Source organism: Amnibacterium sp., from assembly GCF_025463795.1.
GTDB lineage: Bacteria > Actinomycetota > Actinomycetes > Actinomycetales > Microbacteriaceae > Amnibacterium.
In genome coordinates, this window is the sequence record NZ_JAODBE010000044.1 from 23,237 (window position 1) to 39,295 (window position 16,059).

The 16,059-nt window shown below is 73.0% G+C and carries 15 protein-coding genes; 7 read left to right on the top strand and 8 right to left on the bottom strand.

The annotated features are described in order from the left end of the window. Window position 1 precedes the first annotated feature (1 nt). Window positions 2-460 (top strand): DUF3817 domain-containing protein, encoded by a 459-nt coding sequence (locus tag JWQ92_RS04025; RefSeq protein ID WP_297343171.1) that lies wholly within the window; start codon window positions 2-4, stop codon window positions 458-460. A 4-nt stretch (window positions 461-464) separates the two neighbouring features. Here the strand turns inward: JWQ92_RS04025 and JWQ92_RS04030 are convergent, their stop codons facing one another. The 4 genes from JWQ92_RS04030 to JWQ92_RS04045 are packed head-to-tail and all read right to left on the bottom strand — an operon-like array spanning window position 465 to window position 4,340. Beyond that, window positions 465-1,316, bottom strand: a complete 852-nt coding sequence (locus JWQ92_RS04030; protein ID WP_297343172.1) for a PfkB family carbohydrate kinase — start codon at window positions 1,314-1,316, stop codon at window positions 465-467. Further along, window positions 1,313-2,305: an ADP-ribosylglycohydrolase family protein gene (locus JWQ92_RS04035; RefSeq protein ID WP_297343173.1), complete on the bottom strand. Its 993-nt coding sequence runs from the start codon at window positions 2,303-2,305 to the stop codon at window positions 1,313-1,315. Before JWQ92_RS04035 ends, JWQ92_RS04030 begins: the two co-directional genes overlap by 4 nt. After that, entirely contained in the window at window positions 2,302-2,847 is a 546-nt protein-coding gene (locus tag JWQ92_RS04040; protein WP_297343174.1) for an isochorismatase family protein, read from the bottom strand. The genes JWQ92_RS04035 and JWQ92_RS04040 overlap by 4 nt, the downstream gene beginning before the upstream one ends. Next, window positions 2,844-4,340, bottom strand: coding sequence for a cytosine permease (locus JWQ92_RS04045; RefSeq protein ID WP_297343175.1), 1,497 nt, complete (start codon window positions 4,338-4,340; stop codon window positions 2,844-2,846). Before JWQ92_RS04045 ends, JWQ92_RS04040 begins: the two co-directional genes overlap by 4 nt. An 86-nt stretch (window positions 4,341-4,426) precedes the next feature. On the opposite strand from JWQ92_RS04045, the gene guaA reads away from it, so the two are divergent. Next, complete coding sequence (gene guaA / locus JWQ92_RS04050) at window positions 4,427-6,064, top strand: glutamine-hydrolyzing GMP synthase (RefSeq protein ID WP_297343176.1); 1,638 nt, start codon at window positions 4,427-4,429, stop codon at window positions 6,062-6,064. 313 nt (window positions 6,065-6,377) lie between these two features. Here guaA and JWQ92_RS04055 read toward each other — a convergent pair whose 3' ends face one another. The 3 genes from JWQ92_RS04055 to JWQ92_RS04065 form a co-directional block, all read right to left on the bottom strand. After that, window positions 6,378-7,610, bottom strand: a complete 1,233-nt coding sequence (locus JWQ92_RS04055; RefSeq protein WP_297343177.1) for a GAF domain-containing protein — start codon at window positions 7,608-7,610, stop codon at window positions 6,378-6,380. A 350-nt stretch (window positions 7,611-7,960) separates the two neighbouring features. After that, on the bottom strand, window positions 7,961-8,737 hold the full coding sequence (locus JWQ92_RS04060) for a Bax inhibitor-1/YccA family protein (protein ID WP_297343178.1): 777 nt from the start codon (window positions 8,735-8,737) through the stop codon (window positions 7,961-7,963). 57 nt (window positions 8,738-8,794) lie between these two features. Next, a complete protein-coding gene (locus tag JWQ92_RS04065) occupies window positions 8,795-9,349 on the bottom strand; it encodes a hypothetical protein (protein ID WP_297343179.1) in 555 nt (184 codons plus the stop codon). A gap of 66 nt (window positions 9,350-9,415) precedes the next feature. Here JWQ92_RS04065 and JWQ92_RS04070 point away from each other — a divergent pair, with 66 nt between their 5' ends. The 3 genes from JWQ92_RS04070 to JWQ92_RS04080 are packed head-to-tail and all read left to right on the top strand — an operon-like array spanning window position 9,416 to window position 13,124. Continuing rightward, complete coding sequence (locus JWQ92_RS04070) at window positions 9,416-10,378, top strand: glycerophosphodiester phosphodiesterase family protein (protein ID WP_297343180.1); 963 nt, start codon at window positions 9,416-9,418, stop codon at window positions 10,376-10,378. 11 nt (window positions 10,379-10,389) lie between these two features. Continuing rightward, window positions 10,390-12,696 (top strand): ATP-dependent helicase, encoded by a 2,307-nt coding sequence (locus tag JWQ92_RS04075; RefSeq protein ID WP_297343181.1) that lies wholly within the window; start codon window positions 10,390-10,392, stop codon window positions 12,694-12,696. A 2-nt stretch (window positions 12,697-12,698) separates the two neighbouring features. Then, a complete protein-coding gene (locus JWQ92_RS04080; RefSeq protein ID WP_297343182.1) occupies window positions 12,699-13,124 on the top strand; it encodes a GNAT family acetyltransferase in 426 nt (141 codons plus the stop codon). A gap of 50 nt (window positions 13,125-13,174) precedes the next feature. Here JWQ92_RS04080 and JWQ92_RS04085 read toward each other — a convergent pair whose 3' ends face one another. Beyond that, on the bottom strand, window positions 13,175-13,702 hold the full coding sequence (locus tag JWQ92_RS04085; protein WP_297343183.1) for a MarR family winged helix-turn-helix transcriptional regulator: 528 nt from the start codon (window positions 13,700-13,702) through the stop codon (window positions 13,175-13,177). Window positions 13,703-13,857: 155 nt separating this feature from the next. Between JWQ92_RS04085 and sucC the strand changes: the two genes are divergently transcribed. Together sucC and sucD are read left to right on the top strand one after the other, a co-directional pair. Next, window positions 13,858-15,018: an ADP-forming succinate--CoA ligase subunit beta gene (gene sucC, locus JWQ92_RS04090; protein ID WP_297343184.1), complete on the top strand. Its 1,161-nt coding sequence runs from the start codon at window positions 13,858-13,860 to the stop codon at window positions 15,016-15,018. Window positions 15,019-15,032: 14 nt separating this feature from the next. Then, complete coding sequence (sucD, locus tag JWQ92_RS04095; RefSeq protein WP_297343185.1) at window positions 15,033-15,917, top strand: succinate--CoA ligase subunit alpha; 885 nt, start codon at window positions 15,033-15,035, stop codon at window positions 15,915-15,917. The last annotated feature ends 142 nt before the right edge of the window (window positions 15,918-16,059 follow it).

Below are 16,059 nucleotides of genomic sequence, written 5' to 3' on the forward strand. Positions count from 1 at the left end.
GATGCCCACCAAGCCGCTCCGGGTGCCGCCGACCCGGGACTTCCCGACCATCCGCCGCAGCCTGCTCTTCTACAGGACCTTCGCCTACGCGACCGGTGTCGCATTGCTCCTGCTCTGCGTCGAGATCATCGCGAAGTACGTCTTCGGCGTCGAGCTGCAGCTGGGGGGCCCGTACGGGTTCCTCGCGCTGGTGCCCCCGAGCCAGATGCACGGCTTCAACCTGTCCGCGACGATCCAGTACGTGCACGGCTACCTGTACCTGATCTACCTCATCAGCGACTTCGTGCTCATCACCGTGATGCGGTACCCGATCACCCGCTTCCTCGTGATCGCGGCCGGCGGTGTCGTGCCGTTCCTCTCCTTCGTCACCGAGCGTCGCGTGCACGGCGAGATCGCCGGCTATCTGGCCGAGCGCGAGGCCGCCGAGCGGCAGCGCGCGGCCGCGCCGACCGGCGTCTGACGGCTCAGCCCGCCACGAACGCGGCCGCCGCCTCGTTGGCCCGCACGGCAGCGTCGTGCGGGCCGGCGCCGCTCGCGAGCGCCGCGAGGAACGTGCCGACATGGGTGTCGCCGGCGCCGTTCGTCGAGCGGGCGACGACCCGTGGCGCGGGCAGCGCGAGGGGGTCGTTCCCGCGGACCGCGAGGACGCAGCCCGCGGATCCGCGCCGCACCACGGCACCGCGGCGCATCCGGCCGGCGAGCGCGGCCGCGGCCAGCACCGGATCCGTGATCCCGGTGGCGGCCGTCGCCTCGTCCTCGGTGCCGCTCCACCAGTCGACGCGGGCCAGCAGCGCTCCGGCGTCGCCCTGGAGGCCGAGCGGGCCGGGATCGAGCAGCACCGTCGTGCCGGGCGGCAGCGCCTCGAGCACGCGCGTGATCGCCGCGGTGCGCTCGGGGTCCTGCAGCCCGTAGCCGGAGACGTGCACGAGGTCGTCGGCCTGGAAGCGCACGTCGGCGAGTGCCGGGTCGGCGAGCTCGGCGCCCGGCAGCGTGACGAAGGCGCGCTCGCCGTCGGGTTCGACGAGGGTGACCGCGAGGCCGGTGTCGCGGTCCGGCACGGGGGCGGTGAGGACCGGGATGCGGGCGGTCTCGAGCGCGGTCCCCACCGTGCGACCGAGGGGACCGGTGCCGATGCGGCCCGCGAACGCCGCAGCCCCGCCCGCGGCTCGGACCGCGAGGACCATCCGCAGGCCGCCGCCCCCCGCGACCGGGCCCCCGTCGCTCGCGACGACGTCGCTGCCGCGGGTGGGCAGCGCCGGAACCGCGGCGACGAGGTCGACGACCGCGTTGCCGAGCGTGACGACGCGGCCGGTCACCGCAGCGCGAGCAGTGCGTCGGCGCGGCGTTCGAGGTCGAGGGCGTTCACGGCGAGCACCGTCGACACCGCGTCCGCGGGGAACGCGGCAGGCCCGTGGACGGCTCCGCCGATCGCGCCCGCCATCGCGGCGATGGTGTCCGTGTCGCCGCCGAGCCCGGCGGCCTCGCAGCACGCCGCCCACGGGTCGTCCGGATGCAGGGCGAGCATCGCGAACGCGGCCGGCACGGACTCCTGGGTGGCGAGGCTCGTTCCGACGAGGGCGACGATCTCGGGCACCGTGCTGCCGGGCTCGCCACGGGCGGAACGCTCGAGCACCCACGCGATCCTCGCCCCGACGTCCGCGCCGGCCACCCAGGTGCCGCGCTGCACGCCCTCCCGCGCAGCGCGGATCGCGAGCGCGACGGCGACGTGCAGCGGCTGCCCTTCGACGCCGGCCGAGACGGCGGCGGCGACCGCCGCAGCCCCGGCGATGGCGACCGAGGTCGCATGACTGACGAGGCATGCTTCCTCGACCCGGTCGACGAGGGCGGGGAGGTCGTCGCATGCGGTCGCGATGCCGACAGGCGCGATGCGCATCGCCGCGCCGTTCGTCGTGCCCGTCGTGCCGGCGAGCTCGGGTGGCACGCCCTCGAGCACGGCCTGCACCGCCTTCCTCGTCGACGGACCGAGCAGGTCGAGGGAGCCGCGCTCGCGCATCCGGTCCTCCCAGTCCGCGAGCCGGACCGCGAACCGGCCCGGGTCGACGCGGCCGGCGCCCTCGATCAGCAGGTCGGCGAGCAGCAGCGCCTGCTCGGTGTCGTCCGTCACGGATCCGGCCGGCAGGCCGGCGGCGATCGGGTGGTCGGGGGGTGCGGGCAGGAGGCGGGTGACCGGCCCGACCGTCGACCGGATGCGCTCCCGCGACAGCCCCTGCGTCGGCATGCCGAGGGCGTCGCCCACCGCGAGGCCGATCAGGGCCCCGAGTGCCCGCTCCCGCCGAGTCGTCATCGGCGCCCCACGACCTCGTCGACGCTCGAGATCGTGATGAGCGGCGTGTAGAGCGCCATCGCGGCGAGCGCGCGCTCGTGGTCGGCGGCGCTCGCGCCGGCGCAGGCGTCGGCGGCGACCACCACGGCACGGCCGGCATCCGCGGCGGCGAGTGCCGTCGACAGCACGCAGCAGTCCGTCGAGACGCCGACGACGACGAGGCGCTCGGCGCCGCCAAGGGCGGACGCGAGCGCGTCCCCCCACTTGCCGAACGTCGGCGCGCTCACGACGGGGTCTGAGGCGGGGCCGAGTGCCGGATCGATGAGCCAGATCGGGTCCTCGTCCGGCACGAGGGCGAACGGCCACTCGTCGTAGTAGGCGCGCCAGGCGCCTTCCGGCCGCTCGGGCGCGACGAACCGCGTCCACACCGTCACTCCGGTGAAGGCGGGCAGCAGCCGCCGCACCCCGGCGGCCGCGGCGGCGTAGTCGGGGGTGTTCCAGGGGCTCGCGGGATCGGCGAAGACGTGCTGCATGTCGACGACGACGAGCGCGTCACCGGTCATGCCGGGGTCCGCTGCGTCTCCGGCAGCGACTCCTGGCGTCGCACGGCGGCGCGGCCGATCAGCAGGGTGCCGAGGAAGCCGACGAGGAGCGCGACGATCACGCCGAGGTTCGCGTAGGCCCACGCGCCGCCCCGGCCGCCGAGCCCGAACGGGCCGAGCAGGTAGCCCTGCCAGTCGAGCCACGCCGGCACCCCGTAGGTGTTGATGACGAGACCCCAGCCGAGCACCGTGCCGATCACGAGGAGCGCGATCGGCAGGACCCGCACGTCGCCGTAGCGGCCGCGCGGGTCCTGCAGGTCGGCGTCGGCGTAGTCGCGCCTGCGCAGGGCGAAGTCGGCGAGGAAGACCCCGCACCAGGCCGCGATCGGCACGCCGAGCGTCACGAGGAACGCCTCGAAGGGGGCGACGAAGTCGGGGGCGAAGAACGCGACGTAGATCGCACCGATGATCATCACGACACCGTCGACGCCGGCGGCGACGTACCGCGGGATCGGGATGCCCGCCGACAGGAGGGCGAGCCCGGAGGAGTAGATGTCGAGGACCGCGCCGCCGACGAGGCCGAGGATCGCGACGATCGCGAACGGGATGAGGAACCAGATCGGCAGGATCGTCGTCAGCGCGCCGATGGGATCCGCGCCGATCGCCTTGCTCAGCTTCGGCGACGACCCGGCGAGCAGCAGCCCGATCACGACGAGCAGGACGGGCGCGAGCGCGCCGCCGAGGGTCGTCCAGCCGAACACCCCGCCGCTGCGGGTGGAGCGCGGCAGGTAGCGCGAGTAGTCGGCGGCGGCGTTCACCCAGCCGAGCCCGAAGCCGGTCATGACGAAGACCAGGGCGCCGATCACGGCCTGCGGCGATCCGGCGGCGACCGCGCCGACGGCGGCGAGGTCGATCTTCGGCGCCGTCAGGACGACGTAGACGACGGTCAGCACCGCGGTGATCCAGGTGATCCAGACCTGCAGCCGCATGATCAGGTCGAAGCCGGCGATGCCCGCCCCCACGATCAGCGCGGCGACGACGATCAGCGCGATGATCTTCGTGACCGCGCCGTTCCCGAGCCCGAGCTCGCCGAAAACGGTCGCCGTCGCGAGGACCGCGAGCGCGGTGAGCGCGGTCTCCCAGCCGACCGTGAGCACCCACGAGATCACGGCGGGCAGGCGGTTGCCACGCACGCCGAAGGCCGCCCGGCTCAGCACCATCGTCGGTGCGGAGCCCCGCTTGCCCGACAGGGCGACGAAGCCGCAGAGCGCGAACGAGACGACGATGCCGATGATCGCGACGAGCGTCGCCTGCCAGAAGGAGATGCCGAAGCCGAGGATGAAGCTGCCGTACCCGAGTCCGAGCACGGACACGTTGGCGGCGAACCACGGCCAGAACAGGTCGCGGGCCCGGCCGCGGCGTTCGGCCTCCGCGATGGTGTTCAGACCGTTCACCTCGATGCCGGCGCGGACGCCGTCACCGGATGCGGCGGGGCGAGAGGTCTGGGCGGTCACGGCGCTCCCTGGGGTCGGTGGGCACCAGGGTATTGGTGCGGCCGCCCCCGCGGGGTCGCGGATCGCGCCGCCCTAGACTTCCTGGGGTGACGGACGCCATGCAGGCCAGCGCGGATCCGGCGACGACGGATGCGGATCCGGGCGCCGCGGCCGGAGCGGAGGCCCATCCGGTCCTCGTCGTCGACTTCGGCGCCCAGTACGCGCAGCTCATCGCGCGGCGGGTGCGCGAGGCGGGCGTGTACTCCGAGATCGTGCCGCACGGCGTGACGGCGGAGGAGGTCGCCCGGCGGAACCCGGCGGGCATCGTGCTCTCCGGCGGCCCGTCCAGCGTCTACGAGCCGGGGGCCCCGGCGCTCGATCCGGGCATCCTCGAGCTCGGGGTGCCGGTGCTCGGCATCTGCTACGGCTTCCAGGTGATGGCGCAGCAGCTCGGCGGCACGGTCGCGCACACGGGCGCCAGGGAGTACGGGTCCACGCCGGTGCGGGTCGCGGAGGGTGCGGGCGGCGGCCTCCTCGACGGCGTGCCGGTCGACCAGACGGTCTGGATGAGCCATGGCGACTCGGTCGCCGAGGCTCCGGACGGCTTCCGGGTGCTGGCGAGCAGCCCGTCGACGCCGGTCGCGGCGTTCGCGAGCGACGAGCGGCGGCTCTACGGCGTGCAGTGGCATCCGGAGGTGAAGCACTCCGCCTACGGCCAGCAGGTGCTCGAGAACTTCCTGCACGGGCGGGCGGGGATCGGCCGCGACTGGAACCCCGGCAACGTCATCGCGGAGCAGGTCGAGCGGATCCGCGCCCAGGTCGGCGACGCCCGCGTTCTCTGCGGGCTGTCGGGCGGCGTCGACTCCGCGGTCGCTGCGGCGCTGGTGCAGCGCGCGGTCGGCGACCGGCTCACCTGCGTCTTCGTCGACCACGGGCTGCTGCGGGAGGACGAGGCCGAGCAGGTCGAGCGCGACTTCGTGGCCGCGACCGGGGTGCGGCTCGTCACGGTGGACGCGAGCGCGCAGTTCCTCGCCGCGCTGGACGGGGTGTCGGACCCGGAGACGAAGCGGAAGGCGATCGGCCGCGAGTTCATCCGCACCTTCGAGCGGGCCGCGGCGGAGGTCGTGCGCGAGGCGGCCGAGGTGGGCGAGACCGTCCGGTTCCTCGTGCAGGGCACGCTCTACCCGGACGTCGTGGAGTCCGGCGGCGGAAGCGGCACCGCGAACATCAAGAGCCACCACAACGTCGGTGGTCTGCCCGAGGACCTCACCTTCGAGCTGGTCGAGCCGCTGCGCACTCTGTTCAAGGACGAGGTGCGGGCGATCGGACGGCAGCTCGGGCTGCCCGAGCCGATCGTGGCGCGGCAGCCGTTCCCGGGGCCGGGGCTCGCGATCCGGATCGTCGGGGCGGTCACGCCGGACCGGCTGGCGACCCTGCGCCGCGCGGACGCGATCGTGCGCGAGGAGCTGACGGCCGCGCGTCTCGACGACGAGATCTGGCAGTGCCCGGTGGTGCTGCTCGCAGACGTGCGGAGCGTGGGCGTGCAGGGCGACGGGCGCACGTACGGGCATCCGATCGTGCTGCGGCCGGTGTCGAGCGAGGACGCGATGACGGCGGATTGGACGCGCCTGCCCTACGACGTGCTCGCACGCGTGTCGAACCGCATCACGAACGAGGTCGCCGGCGTGAACCGGGTCGTGCTCGACGTGACGAGCAAGCCCCCCGGCACGATCGAGTGGGAGTGAGGTGGTGGGGGGGCACTGCGTGCCTCCTCACCACCTCACTGCGCGCGTCCGCAGGATGCGCTGCAACGACGGGAGTAGTACCCGAGCGGCTGGGAGGTGACGTCCACCCGGTGTGCCTGCACGTCCGCCGCGGCGTCACTGCGCGCGTCCGTCTCGGACGCGCTGCAACGACGGGAGTAGTACCCGAGCGGCTGGGAGACGCCACAAACCATCGCGTCGTTCCGGAGAAATCGGACGACGCGCCGACCCGACGCCTCGGGAAGCGGCGTGTCGTTTCGAGAACTCCGGATCCGCGTGATGGGCCGTGAAGGGGTCAGCGCGGCAGCGACTCCCGGACGGATCCGTCGGGACGGGTCCAGAACTCGCGCTGCGCACGGAGGGCGAGGTCGCGAAGCAGGGTGGTGTCGATGTCGCGGCCCGATCTCGGCTCGGTGTCGAGCACGCAGAGCGCCCCGATCCGGTAGCCGTCGGGCGACTCGATCGGGTAGCCGGCGTAGAAGCGCCAGCCCGCGGCCAGGAGGTCGGGGTGCACGTGGGGGTCGTTCCGCAGGTCGGGGACGACGAGCGGACGGTCGTGCCGGATCGTGCGGTGGCAGAGCGCGACCTCGCGGGGGAGCTCGACCGGGCTGTCGTCCGGGCCGGCGACGGCCTTGTGCCACTGCCGCTCCCGGTCCACGAGGGAGATCCCCGCGAACGTCGCGCCGAACGTCGACTTCGCGGACCGCGCGATCCGGTCGAACCGCTCCTCGGGCACCGTGTCGAGCACGTCGAGGGCGTCGAGGGCCGACTGCCGGGCCACCTCGGCCGCCGGGGTGTCGCGCACGGCCCGCGCGGAGCGGGTGTCGGCCGCCGCGGCGGCCGCGTCGAGCCCGCCGACGAGCGCCGGCACGATCATCTCGGCCAGCAGCTGGAAGGCCTGCGCGGAGCGGTACTGCACGCCGCGCACCGCCTCGTCGTCCCGGTCGACGTAGGTGAGGCGGGGATCCTCCGCGCAGAGGGCCCTGGTCGCCGCATTGAGGCGGCGGGCGTGGCGGTCGACCAGGTCGCCGAGCACGCCGGCGGTCAGCGAGGAGCGGCGCAGGCTGTAGATGCCGAGCACGACGATCGGCGTCCCGGGCGACGCCCGACGGGTGATCTCCTCGAGCAGGGCGCGCATGGCCGCGCGCCAGCGGGTCACCGAGAGGAAGGCGGCGGCGTCGGTCGCGCCGATGATGACGACGATGCCGTCGTAGCGCTCGGGACGGAGGCGGGCGATCAGCGGCGGGGCGATCTCGACCGAGGTGCGCCGCCGGGCGACGAGGTCGACATCGGCGCCGCGGCCGGTCTGCGCCGCCAGGATCCGGCCGATCTGGCCCGGCAGGGCGAGGTCCTGCGTGCGGACACCGAACCCGGTGGCCGGTCCGTTCCCGAAGACGAGCACACGGTCGGGGTCGGGCCCGGGCGCGTGGTACTGCGGCGGATCCGTGGGGTGCGCCACGTGATCGAGCTCGGCCTGGACGCGGGTCAGGAATGCGCGGGCGAAGGGCCGGAGCAGCATCTCGAGCATCGGGAGCGGGGGTCCTTCGGAGGGATCGGCGAACGGGACCGGCTCACGGTAGACGGCGGCCCCCGCGAGCCCCCGAATTCCCTGGCACCCGGCGAGTCGCATCGATCCGAGCCGAGCCGATCCGATCGGCTCGGTGCGGCAGGCGCGGTCAGCGCTCGTGGACGGTGAGGGCGTCACCGTCCCCGGCCTCCGAGCCCAGGGCGACCGGCGCGGGCGCGGATCCCGACGGTCGACGACCGACCTCGGCGCTGCGAGCTCGCCACGCAGCGGCCGTCGTCGCGGTCGTCCCCCCGGAACGGCGAAGGGTGCCCGCCCACCGGGGACGGACACCCTTCGCGCGGGTCCTGGGACTAGCGACGGTTCAGGAGCGCGAAGATCCGCAGGAACTCGACGTACAGCCAGACGATCGTGACCATGAGGCCGAAGGCACCCGTCCAGCCGTACTTCGCGGGGAGCCCGCGCCGCACGCCCTGCTGGATCTGGTCGAAGTCGAGCACGAGCGAGTAGGCCGCGAGCAGGACGGCGAGCACGCCGACGATGACACCGAGGGGGATGCCTCCGATGAGCCGGGTGCTCGAGAGGCCGAACGGCGAGCTCGTGCCGCCGAACAGCATGATGCCGGCCTCGACGAGGCGGAACACGAGGTAGCCGACCATCGCGATGAGGAAGATCTTCGTCGCTCGTGCCGATGCGCGCACCTTGCCGCTCGCGAAGAGCGCGAGCGTGACGCCGACGGTCACGAGGGTCGCGAGCACGGCCTGGATGGCCACGCCCGGGAAGTTGGCCTCGAAGATCGCGGTGATGCCGCCGATGAAGAGGCCCTCGAAGGCGGCGTAGCCGACGATGAGGGGCACCGAGGGCTGCCGCTTGAACGTGTTGACCATGGCCAGCACGAAGCCGACGAGGGCACCGACGATCGCGAGCCCCGGCACGAACCAGCCGACCGCGCCGGTGGCGAGCAGCACCGCGAAGAGCACGACGGTCTTCACCGCGGTGTCCTCGTAGGTCATCCGGTTCGTCTCGGCCGGGGTCGCCGACGGGCGCTCGTAGAGCTCCTCGAGCGTGGCCGCGCTGACCGGGGCGTTGTTGCGGAACGCCGGGTTGTTGGAGAGGGCGGGATTCGCCATGGTTCCTTCTCGGTGAGGATGGCCGACGGGCGAGCTGCTCGTCGGGAGCCCATCAGTTTACGGCGTTCCGGGCCCCGGAGCGGGTGTCGGACCTATGCGATCCGTATGGACGAGCCGCACGCGGAGCGCGTACTCGCGGGCGAGCCACGCGCCGAGGATCACGCCGACGACGACGGTCCAGAACGTGAGGCCCTTGTCCGCGACGTGCGAGAACGCGGACGCGAGCACGAGGCCGAGCCCGAGCGGCAACGCGACCGACCAGTAGGTGATCGGCGGGCGGCGCCGCACCAGCAGCCAGCAGGGCAGCACGAGGGCGAGCAGCCACATCGTCTTCGGGCCGGTGATCGTGCACCAGCAGAAGACGAGCGAGGGCAGCGCGACCGCCGCCCGCGCCAGCGGCCGGCCCGGCTGCACGACCCAGCCGGCGAGGTGAACCGCGGATCCGACCAGGCCGAGGGAGAACGTGACCGCGGTCGTCTCCGAGACGAGGGCCGCGCCCGCGATGAGCAGGGCGACGCCGAGGACGTAGCGGGTGCGGTAGTCGCCCCAGGCGAGCGGGAGCCGGGAGGTCGGCTCGGGCGCCGGGCGCCCGCGCATCACGAACCGCGGCATCCGCACACCGTACAAGCCGTCCCGCGCCTTCCCGGGGAGGCGCGGTGGGGCGCCTACCCTGTGGGGATGCCCGCCGCGACGCCGCTCGTCATCGCCCATCGGGGCGCGTCCGGCTACCGGCCGGAGCACACGCGAGACGCGTTCCAGCTGGCGATCGAGCAGGGGGCCGACGCGATCGAGGTCGACGTCGTCGCCTCGAAGGACGGCGAGCTCGTCGTCCGGCACGAGCCGGAGCTCTCCGGGACCACGGACATCGCCGCGCGGCCCGAGTTCGCCTCCCGGCGCCGCGCGAAGGACGTCGACGGCCGCACGATTCGGGGCTGGTTCGCCGAGGACTTCACCTGGGCGGAGCTCTCGACGCTCACCGCCCGCGAGCGGCTGCCGCGGCTCCGGCCCGCCGGCGCCGCGTTCGACGGGCGGGACGGGCTGCTGCGGCTGTCGGACGCCCTCGGGGTCACGGCCCGCGCCGGCATCCGGCTCGTGATCGAGTTGAAGCACGCCGTGCGGTCCGCCGCTCTCGGGCTACCGCTCGACGAGCTGCTCGTCCCCGCGATCGCCGGCGCCGACGCGGTGCCCGAGCTCACGGTCGAGTCGTTCGAGCAGGCCGTGCTGCGGTCGCTCGCCGACCGGCGCTTCCCCCATCCGCTCGTGCGCCTCCTCGGTGGCCCGAGGGTCGCACCGGACGTCGTCGCGCACTTCGGCCGGCCGGTCACCTTCCGCGAGGAGCTGCGGGACCTGGCCCGCTTCGAGGGGCTCGCGGGGATCAGCGTGCGCACCGCGCTCGTGCGCTCGTCGCTCGTCGACCGGGCCGCGGCGCACGGCCTCAGCGTCTGGACCTGGACCCTGCGGCCCGAGAACTGCTTCCTGCCGGCCGGCTACTGGAGCGCGGGCGGCTTCGGCCGATTCGGCCGGTACGCGGAGTACTGGCGGCGGCTCGCGGGCACGGGGATCGCCGGCGTCTTCGCGGACCACCCCGACCTCGCCCGCGACGCGCTGGGACGCGCAGAGCCCGTCGGCGCCCGCGCCTAACATCGATGCCCATGGCGCAGGTGGTGGAACAGTCCTCCGCGCTGCTCGACGGGCTGAACCCGCAGCAGCGCGAGGCCGTGCTCTACCGCGGCAGAGCGCTGCTCATCGTCGCGGGCGCCGGATCGGGCAAGACCCGCGTGCTCACGCACCGCATCGCGAGCCTGCTCGAGTCGCGGGAGGCGTGGCCCAGCCAGATCCTCGCGATCACGTTCACCAACAAGGCGGCGGGCGAGATGCGGGAGCGCGTGCGCGCCCTCGTCGGGCAGCAGGCCTCGGAGGGGATGTGGATCTCCACGTTCCACTCGGCCTGCGTGCGGATCCTGCGCCGAGAGGCCGAGGTCTTCGGCTACGCCCGCGGCTTCACGATCTACGACTCGGGCGACAGCCGAGCGCTGATCAAGCGGATCATCAAGGAGCTCGAGGCCGACGTGCTGGGCTTCTCGGTGGCGAACGTGGCCGCGAAGATCTCGAAGCTGAAGAACGAGCTCGTCGACGTCGACACGTTCGCGCGGCAGGCGAACCTGGCGGATCCGCAGGAGGCCACGTTCCTCGAGATCTTCCGGCAGTACACGCGCACCCTGACGGCCGCCAACGCGTTCGACTTCGACGACCTCATCGCCCAGACCGTCTACCTGTTCCGGGCGTTCCCGCACAGCGCCGAGCTCTACCAGCGGCGGTTCCGGCACATCATGGTCGACGAGTACCAGGACACGAACCACGCGCAGTACTCGCTCATCCGTGAGCTCACCCGGCCGCCGGCCGTCTCGGGTGGGCAGAGCCTGCCGCCCGCCTCGCTCACGGTCGTCGGCGACTCCGACCAGTCGATCTACGCGTTCCGCGGCGCGGACATCCGCAACATCGTCGAGTTCGAGCACGACTACCCCGAGGCGAAGGTGGTGCTGCTCGAGCAGAACTACCGGTCGACGCAGACGATCCTCGACGCCGCGAACGCGGTGATCGCGAACAACTTCGACCGCAAGCCGAAGAACCTCTTCACCGTCGACGGTGCCGGCGAGAAGATCGTCGGCTTCACCGGCTACTCGGGGCACGACGAGGCGCAGTTCGTCGCGGACGAGATCGAGACGCTGCACTCCGAGGGGATGGAGTACCGCGACATCGCGGTCTTCTACCGCACCAACGCGCAGACGAGAGCGCTGGAGGAGATCCTCATCCGCTCGGCGGTGCCGTACCGGATCCTGGGCGGCACGAAGTTCTACGAGCGCGCCGAGATCAAGGACGCCATGGCGTACCTGATCGCGGTCGCCAACCCCGCGGACTCGCTCGCGGTGCGGCGCATCCTGAACACCCCGAAGCGCGGGATCGGCCCGGCGACGGAGACGCAGCTGGCCGCGTACGCCGAGCGCAACGGCATGGTGTTCCGCGACGGGCTGCGGCACGCGCGGGAGCTCGGACTCGGGCCGAAGGTGACGAAGGCGATCACCGACCTGTCCGACCTGCTCGACGAGGCCACGTTGCTCACCGTGCCGCCCGACGAGGGCATGGCGCCGATCCCGGTCTTCGACGTGCTCGCGCTGCTGCTGAAGGGCAGCGGGTACGTCGACGTGCTGCGCGCGAGTCGGGATCCGCAGGACGAGGCCCGCGTCGAGAACATCGAGGAGCTCCTCGCCGTCACGAAGGAGTTCCAGCGCAACAACCCGGACGGGCTGCTGATCGACTTCCTCACCGAGGTGTCCCTCGTCGCCGCCGCGGACGAGCTGGACGACTCGAGCGGCACGGTGTCGCTGATGACGCTGCACACCGCGAAGGGCCTCGAGTTCCGGGCCGTGTTCCTCACCGGCGTGGAGGAGGACCTGCTCCCGCACCGCATGTCCGCGAACGAGCCGGGCGGGCCGGCCGAGGAGCGGCGGCTGTTCTACGTCGGCATCACCCGGGCCCGCGAGCGGCTCCACCTGTCGCTCGCGATGACGCGCTCGCAGTACGGCGAGACCTCCGTCTCGTCGCCGAGCCGGTTCCTCGCCGAGATCCCGGGGGAGCTCATCGAGTGGCGGCAGTCGCCCGGCATGGCGGGCCCGGGAGGCACCCGGGTGGCGGGCAGCCTCGCCTGGTCGGGCAGCAGCGGCGCCGAGGCGCCGCCCGCGAAGCCGAAGACCGAGTGGACGAACCGGGTCACCGGCAAGGTGCGCGACAACGGCGAGCTCGAGCTGTCGGTGGGGGACCGCATCCGCCACGACGACTTCGGCGACGGCCGCGTCGTCGGCGTGACGGGCGTGGCGGCGAAGCGCATCGCCGAGGTGCAGTTCGACACGGCCGGCCGCAAGCGCCTGCTCATCAAGGTCGCCCCGATCACGAAGCTGTAGCCGTGGCGCAGCGGGTCCGGTCCTTCCTGCGGGAGGACACCGAGCCGGTGGTCGCCCTGTGGCAGCGGTGCGGGCTGACGCGCCCGTGGAACGACCCCCGGCGCGACATCGAGCGGAAGCTCACGGTGCAGCCGGAGCTGTTCCTCGTCGTCGAGCGTGCCGGCGCCGTGGTGGCGACCGCGATGGCCGGCTACGACGGGCACCGCGGCTGGGTGTACTACGTGGCGGTCGAGCCCGCGCTGCAGGGCGCCGGCCTCGGCCGCACCCTGATGACCGAGGTCGAGGCGCGCCTGCTCGCGCTCGGCTGCCCGAAGGTGAACGTGCAGATCCGCGGCGGCAACGAGCCGGTCGCCGCCTTCTACGCCCGCCTCGGCTACGCCGAGGACGGAGCGACGGGCTTCGGCAAGCGCCTCATCCCCGACGACTGACCATCGGTGCGACGGCGAGGCGGATCCTCGGTGGCCGGCTCGGCGGAGCGTCAGCCGACGCGGGGGCGCAGCACACGCTGCGGAGCGCTGCCGCTCTTCGCCTGCCCCTTCACCGGCGCCTCCGCCGGCGGCTGGGCGGCGGCCGCCGCCTCCTCCGCCTGCAGCACGGCGGTGCGCAGCAGCGCCTCCCGCTCATCGCTCGACAGGTGCTCGACGAGCAGGGTGCGCACCGCGGCGACATGGGCGAGGCCGGCGAGCTCGAACTTCTGCTGCCCCAGCCGGGTGAGGGTGACGGCATGGATGCGCCCCGCCTTGCGGCGCTCGATCAGCTCGCGGTGCTCCATCCGCGTGAGCTGGTGGGAGAGCCGGCTCTTGTCCCAGCCGAGCTGAGCGGCGAGCTCGTTCTGCCGCAGCTGCCGCTCGGGGGAGTCCAGCAGGCAGCGGAGCACGTCGAACTCGGAGGTGGACAGGTCCGCGGCCGCGCGGATCTCGGACTCGACGACACCCTGCGCGAGTTCGGTGAGCTTCTGGATGAAGCGCCACGTCGACGCCTCACCCTGCGTGAGCTGCTCGGCCATGCAGGAACACTATTCGGCTGAAGGTTGACGCGGCAACGCGGGAGGCATCCGTGCAGCCGCTCGGCACCCGGGCGGGCGCCCCGAAGGCCGGGGGTAGGCTCTTCGCCGGTTCCGATCCGGATGGAGCGGTTCCGACCGGATGGAGGACGGCAAGGGTGGACCTCTTCGAGTACCAGGCGCGCGATCTGTTCGAGCACTACGGGGTTCCCGTGCTCGCCGGGATCGTCGCGGACACCCCTGAGCAGGTGCGCGCAGCAGCCGAGCGGCTCGGCGGCACGGTCGTCGTCAAGGCGCAGGTGAAGACCGGTGGCCGCGGCAAGGCGGGCGGCGTGAAGGTCGCGCACTCGCCGGAGGAGGCGGAGCAGGCCGCGACGCGGATCCTCGGCCTCGACATCAAGGGCCACGTCGTGAAGCGGGTGATGGTCGCCGCCGGCGCCCGCATCGATCGCGAGTTCTACATCTCGATCCTGCTCGACCGGGCGAACCGCTCCTACCTCTCCCTCGCCTCCTACGAAGGCGGCATGGAGATCGAGGAGCTCGCCGTCGAGCGCCCCGAGGCCCTCGCGAGGGTGGAGGTCGACCCGCTGACGGGCGTCACCGCGGAGCGGGCCGAAGCCATCGCCCGCGCGGCCCGCTTCCCGGACGAGCTGATCGGCAAGGTGGCGCCCGTCTTCGAGCGCCTCTGGCAGGTGTACCGCGACGAGGACGCCACCCTCGTCGAGGTGAACCCGCTGGTCCTCACCGAGTCGGGCGACGTCATCGCCCTCGACGGCAAGGTCACCTTCGACGACAACGCGGAGTTCCGGCACCCCGAGCACGCCGCGCTCGCCGACGCCGGCGACGTCGACCCGCTCGAGGCGAAGGCCAAGGAGCACGACCTCAACTACGTGAAGCTCGACGGCCAGGTCGGCGTGATCGGCAACGGCGCCGGTCTCGTCATGTCCACCCTCGACGTCGTCTCCTACGCCGGCGAGCGGTACGGCGTGAAGCCGGCCAACTTCCTCGACATCGGCGGCGGCGCCTCGGCCGAGGTCATGGCCGCCGGCCTCGACGTCATCCTGAACGACCCGCAGGTGCGCAGCGTCTTCGTGAACGTCTTCGGGGGGATCACCGCCTGCGACGCCGTCGCCAACGGGATCGTCGGGGCCCTCACGACGCTGGGCGACGAGGCGAACAAGCCGCTCGTGGTCCGGCTCGACGGGAACAACGTCGAGGAGGGGCGGCGGATCCTCGCCGAGGCGGCGCACCCGCTCGTCACCGTCGTCGACACGATGGATTCAGCGGCCGAGAAGGCCGCCGAGCTGGCTGCGGCCTGAAGGGACGAGCAGACATGTCGATCCTGATCGGGACGGACACCAAGATCATCGTCCAGGGCCTCACCGGCTCCGAGGGCACCAAGCACGCGACGCGGATGCTCGCGTCCGGCGCGCAGGTCGTCGGGGGCGTCAACCCGCGCAAGGCCGGCACGACGGTCCAGATCGGCGGCGTCGAGCTGCCGATCTTCGGCACGGTCGCCGAGGCGATCGCCGAGACGGGCGCCGACACGAGCGTCGTCTTCGTGCCGCCGGCGTTCGCGAAGGCCGCCGTCGTCGAGGCCGTCGAGGCCGGCATCCCGCTCTGCGTCGTCATCACCGAGGGCATCCCGGTGAAGGACTCCGCGGAGTTCTGGGCGCTCGCCAAGTCGAAGGGCGGGGCCACCCGCATCATCGGCCCGAACTGCCCGGGCGTGATCAGCCCCGGCAAGTCGAACGCAGGCATCATCCCGGCGACCATCACCGGACCCGGCCCCATCGGCCTCGTCTCGAAGTCGGGCACCCTGACCTACCAGATGATGTTCGAGCTCGCCGACATCGGCATCTCGACCGCCGTCGGCATCGGCGGGGACCCGATCATCGGCACCACCCACATCGACGCGCTCGCGGCGTTCGAGGCGGACCCCGAGACGAAGGCGATCGTGATGATCGGGGAGATCGGTGGCGACGCCGAGGAGCGGGCGGCCGAGTTCATCCGGCAGAACGTCACCAAGCCGGTCGTCGCCTACGTCGCCGGCTTCACCGCGCCCGAGGGCAAGACCATGGGCCACGCGGGCGCGATCGTGTCCGGCTCCGCCGGCACGGCGCAGGCCAAGAAGGCGGCGCTCGAGGCGGCGGGCGTCAAGGTCGGCCGCACCCCGAGCGAGACCGCGGCGCTCATGCGCGAGGTCTTCGCCTCCTGACCCCTCGGCGGTGCACCGCCACCGGCCCGCCCGGCTCGCCTAGCATCCCCGGATCGACATCGACACCCTCCCCGGCGCCGTCGGCGCCGACCCGGCCGGAGGCCGCGGCCGCTGGTCGGCGCGGCTCGTCGGCGCGCTCGAG

What these genes read in the sequence shown, in the direction of transcription:
- JWQ92_RS04025 (WP_297343171.1), top strand. Translation starts at nt 2, where the DNA reads ATGCCCACCAAGCCGCTCCGGGTGCCGCCGACCCGGGACTTCCCGACC.
- JWQ92_RS04035 (WP_297343173.1), bottom strand. Translation starts at nt 2,305, where the DNA reads ATGACGACTCGGCGGGAGCGGGCACTCGGGGCCCTGATCGGCCTCGCG.
- JWQ92_RS04040 (WP_297343174.1), bottom strand. Translation starts at nt 2,847, where the DNA reads ATGACCGGTGACGCGCTCGTCGTCGTCGACATGCAGCACGTCTTCGCC.
- JWQ92_RS04055 (WP_297343177.1), bottom strand. Translation starts at nt 7,610, where the DNA reads ATGCTCGAGATGCTGCTCCGGCCCTTCGCCCGCGCATTCCTGACCCGC.
- JWQ92_RS04060 (WP_297343178.1), bottom strand. Translation starts at nt 8,737, where the DNA reads ATGGCGAATCCCGCCCTCTCCAACAACCCGGCGTTCCGCAACAACGCC.
- JWQ92_RS04065 (WP_297343179.1), bottom strand. Translation starts at nt 9,349, where the DNA reads ATGCCGCGGTTCGTGATGCGCGGGCGCCCGGCGCCCGAGCCGACCTCC.
- JWQ92_RS04070 (WP_297343180.1), top strand. Translation starts at nt 9,416, where the DNA reads ATGCCCGCCGCGACGCCGCTCGTCATCGCCCATCGGGGCGCGTCCGGC.
- JWQ92_RS04075 (WP_297343181.1), top strand. Translation starts at nt 10,390, where the DNA reads ATGGCGCAGGTGGTGGAACAGTCCTCCGCGCTGCTCGACGGGCTGAAC.
- JWQ92_RS04085 (WP_297343183.1), bottom strand. Translation starts at nt 13,702, where the DNA reads ATGGCCGAGCAGCTCACGCAGGGTGAGGCGTCGACGTGGCGCTTCATC.
- sucD (WP_297343185.1), top strand. Translation starts at nt 15,033, where the DNA reads ATGTCGATCCTGATCGGGACGGACACCAAGATCATCGTCCAGGGCCTC.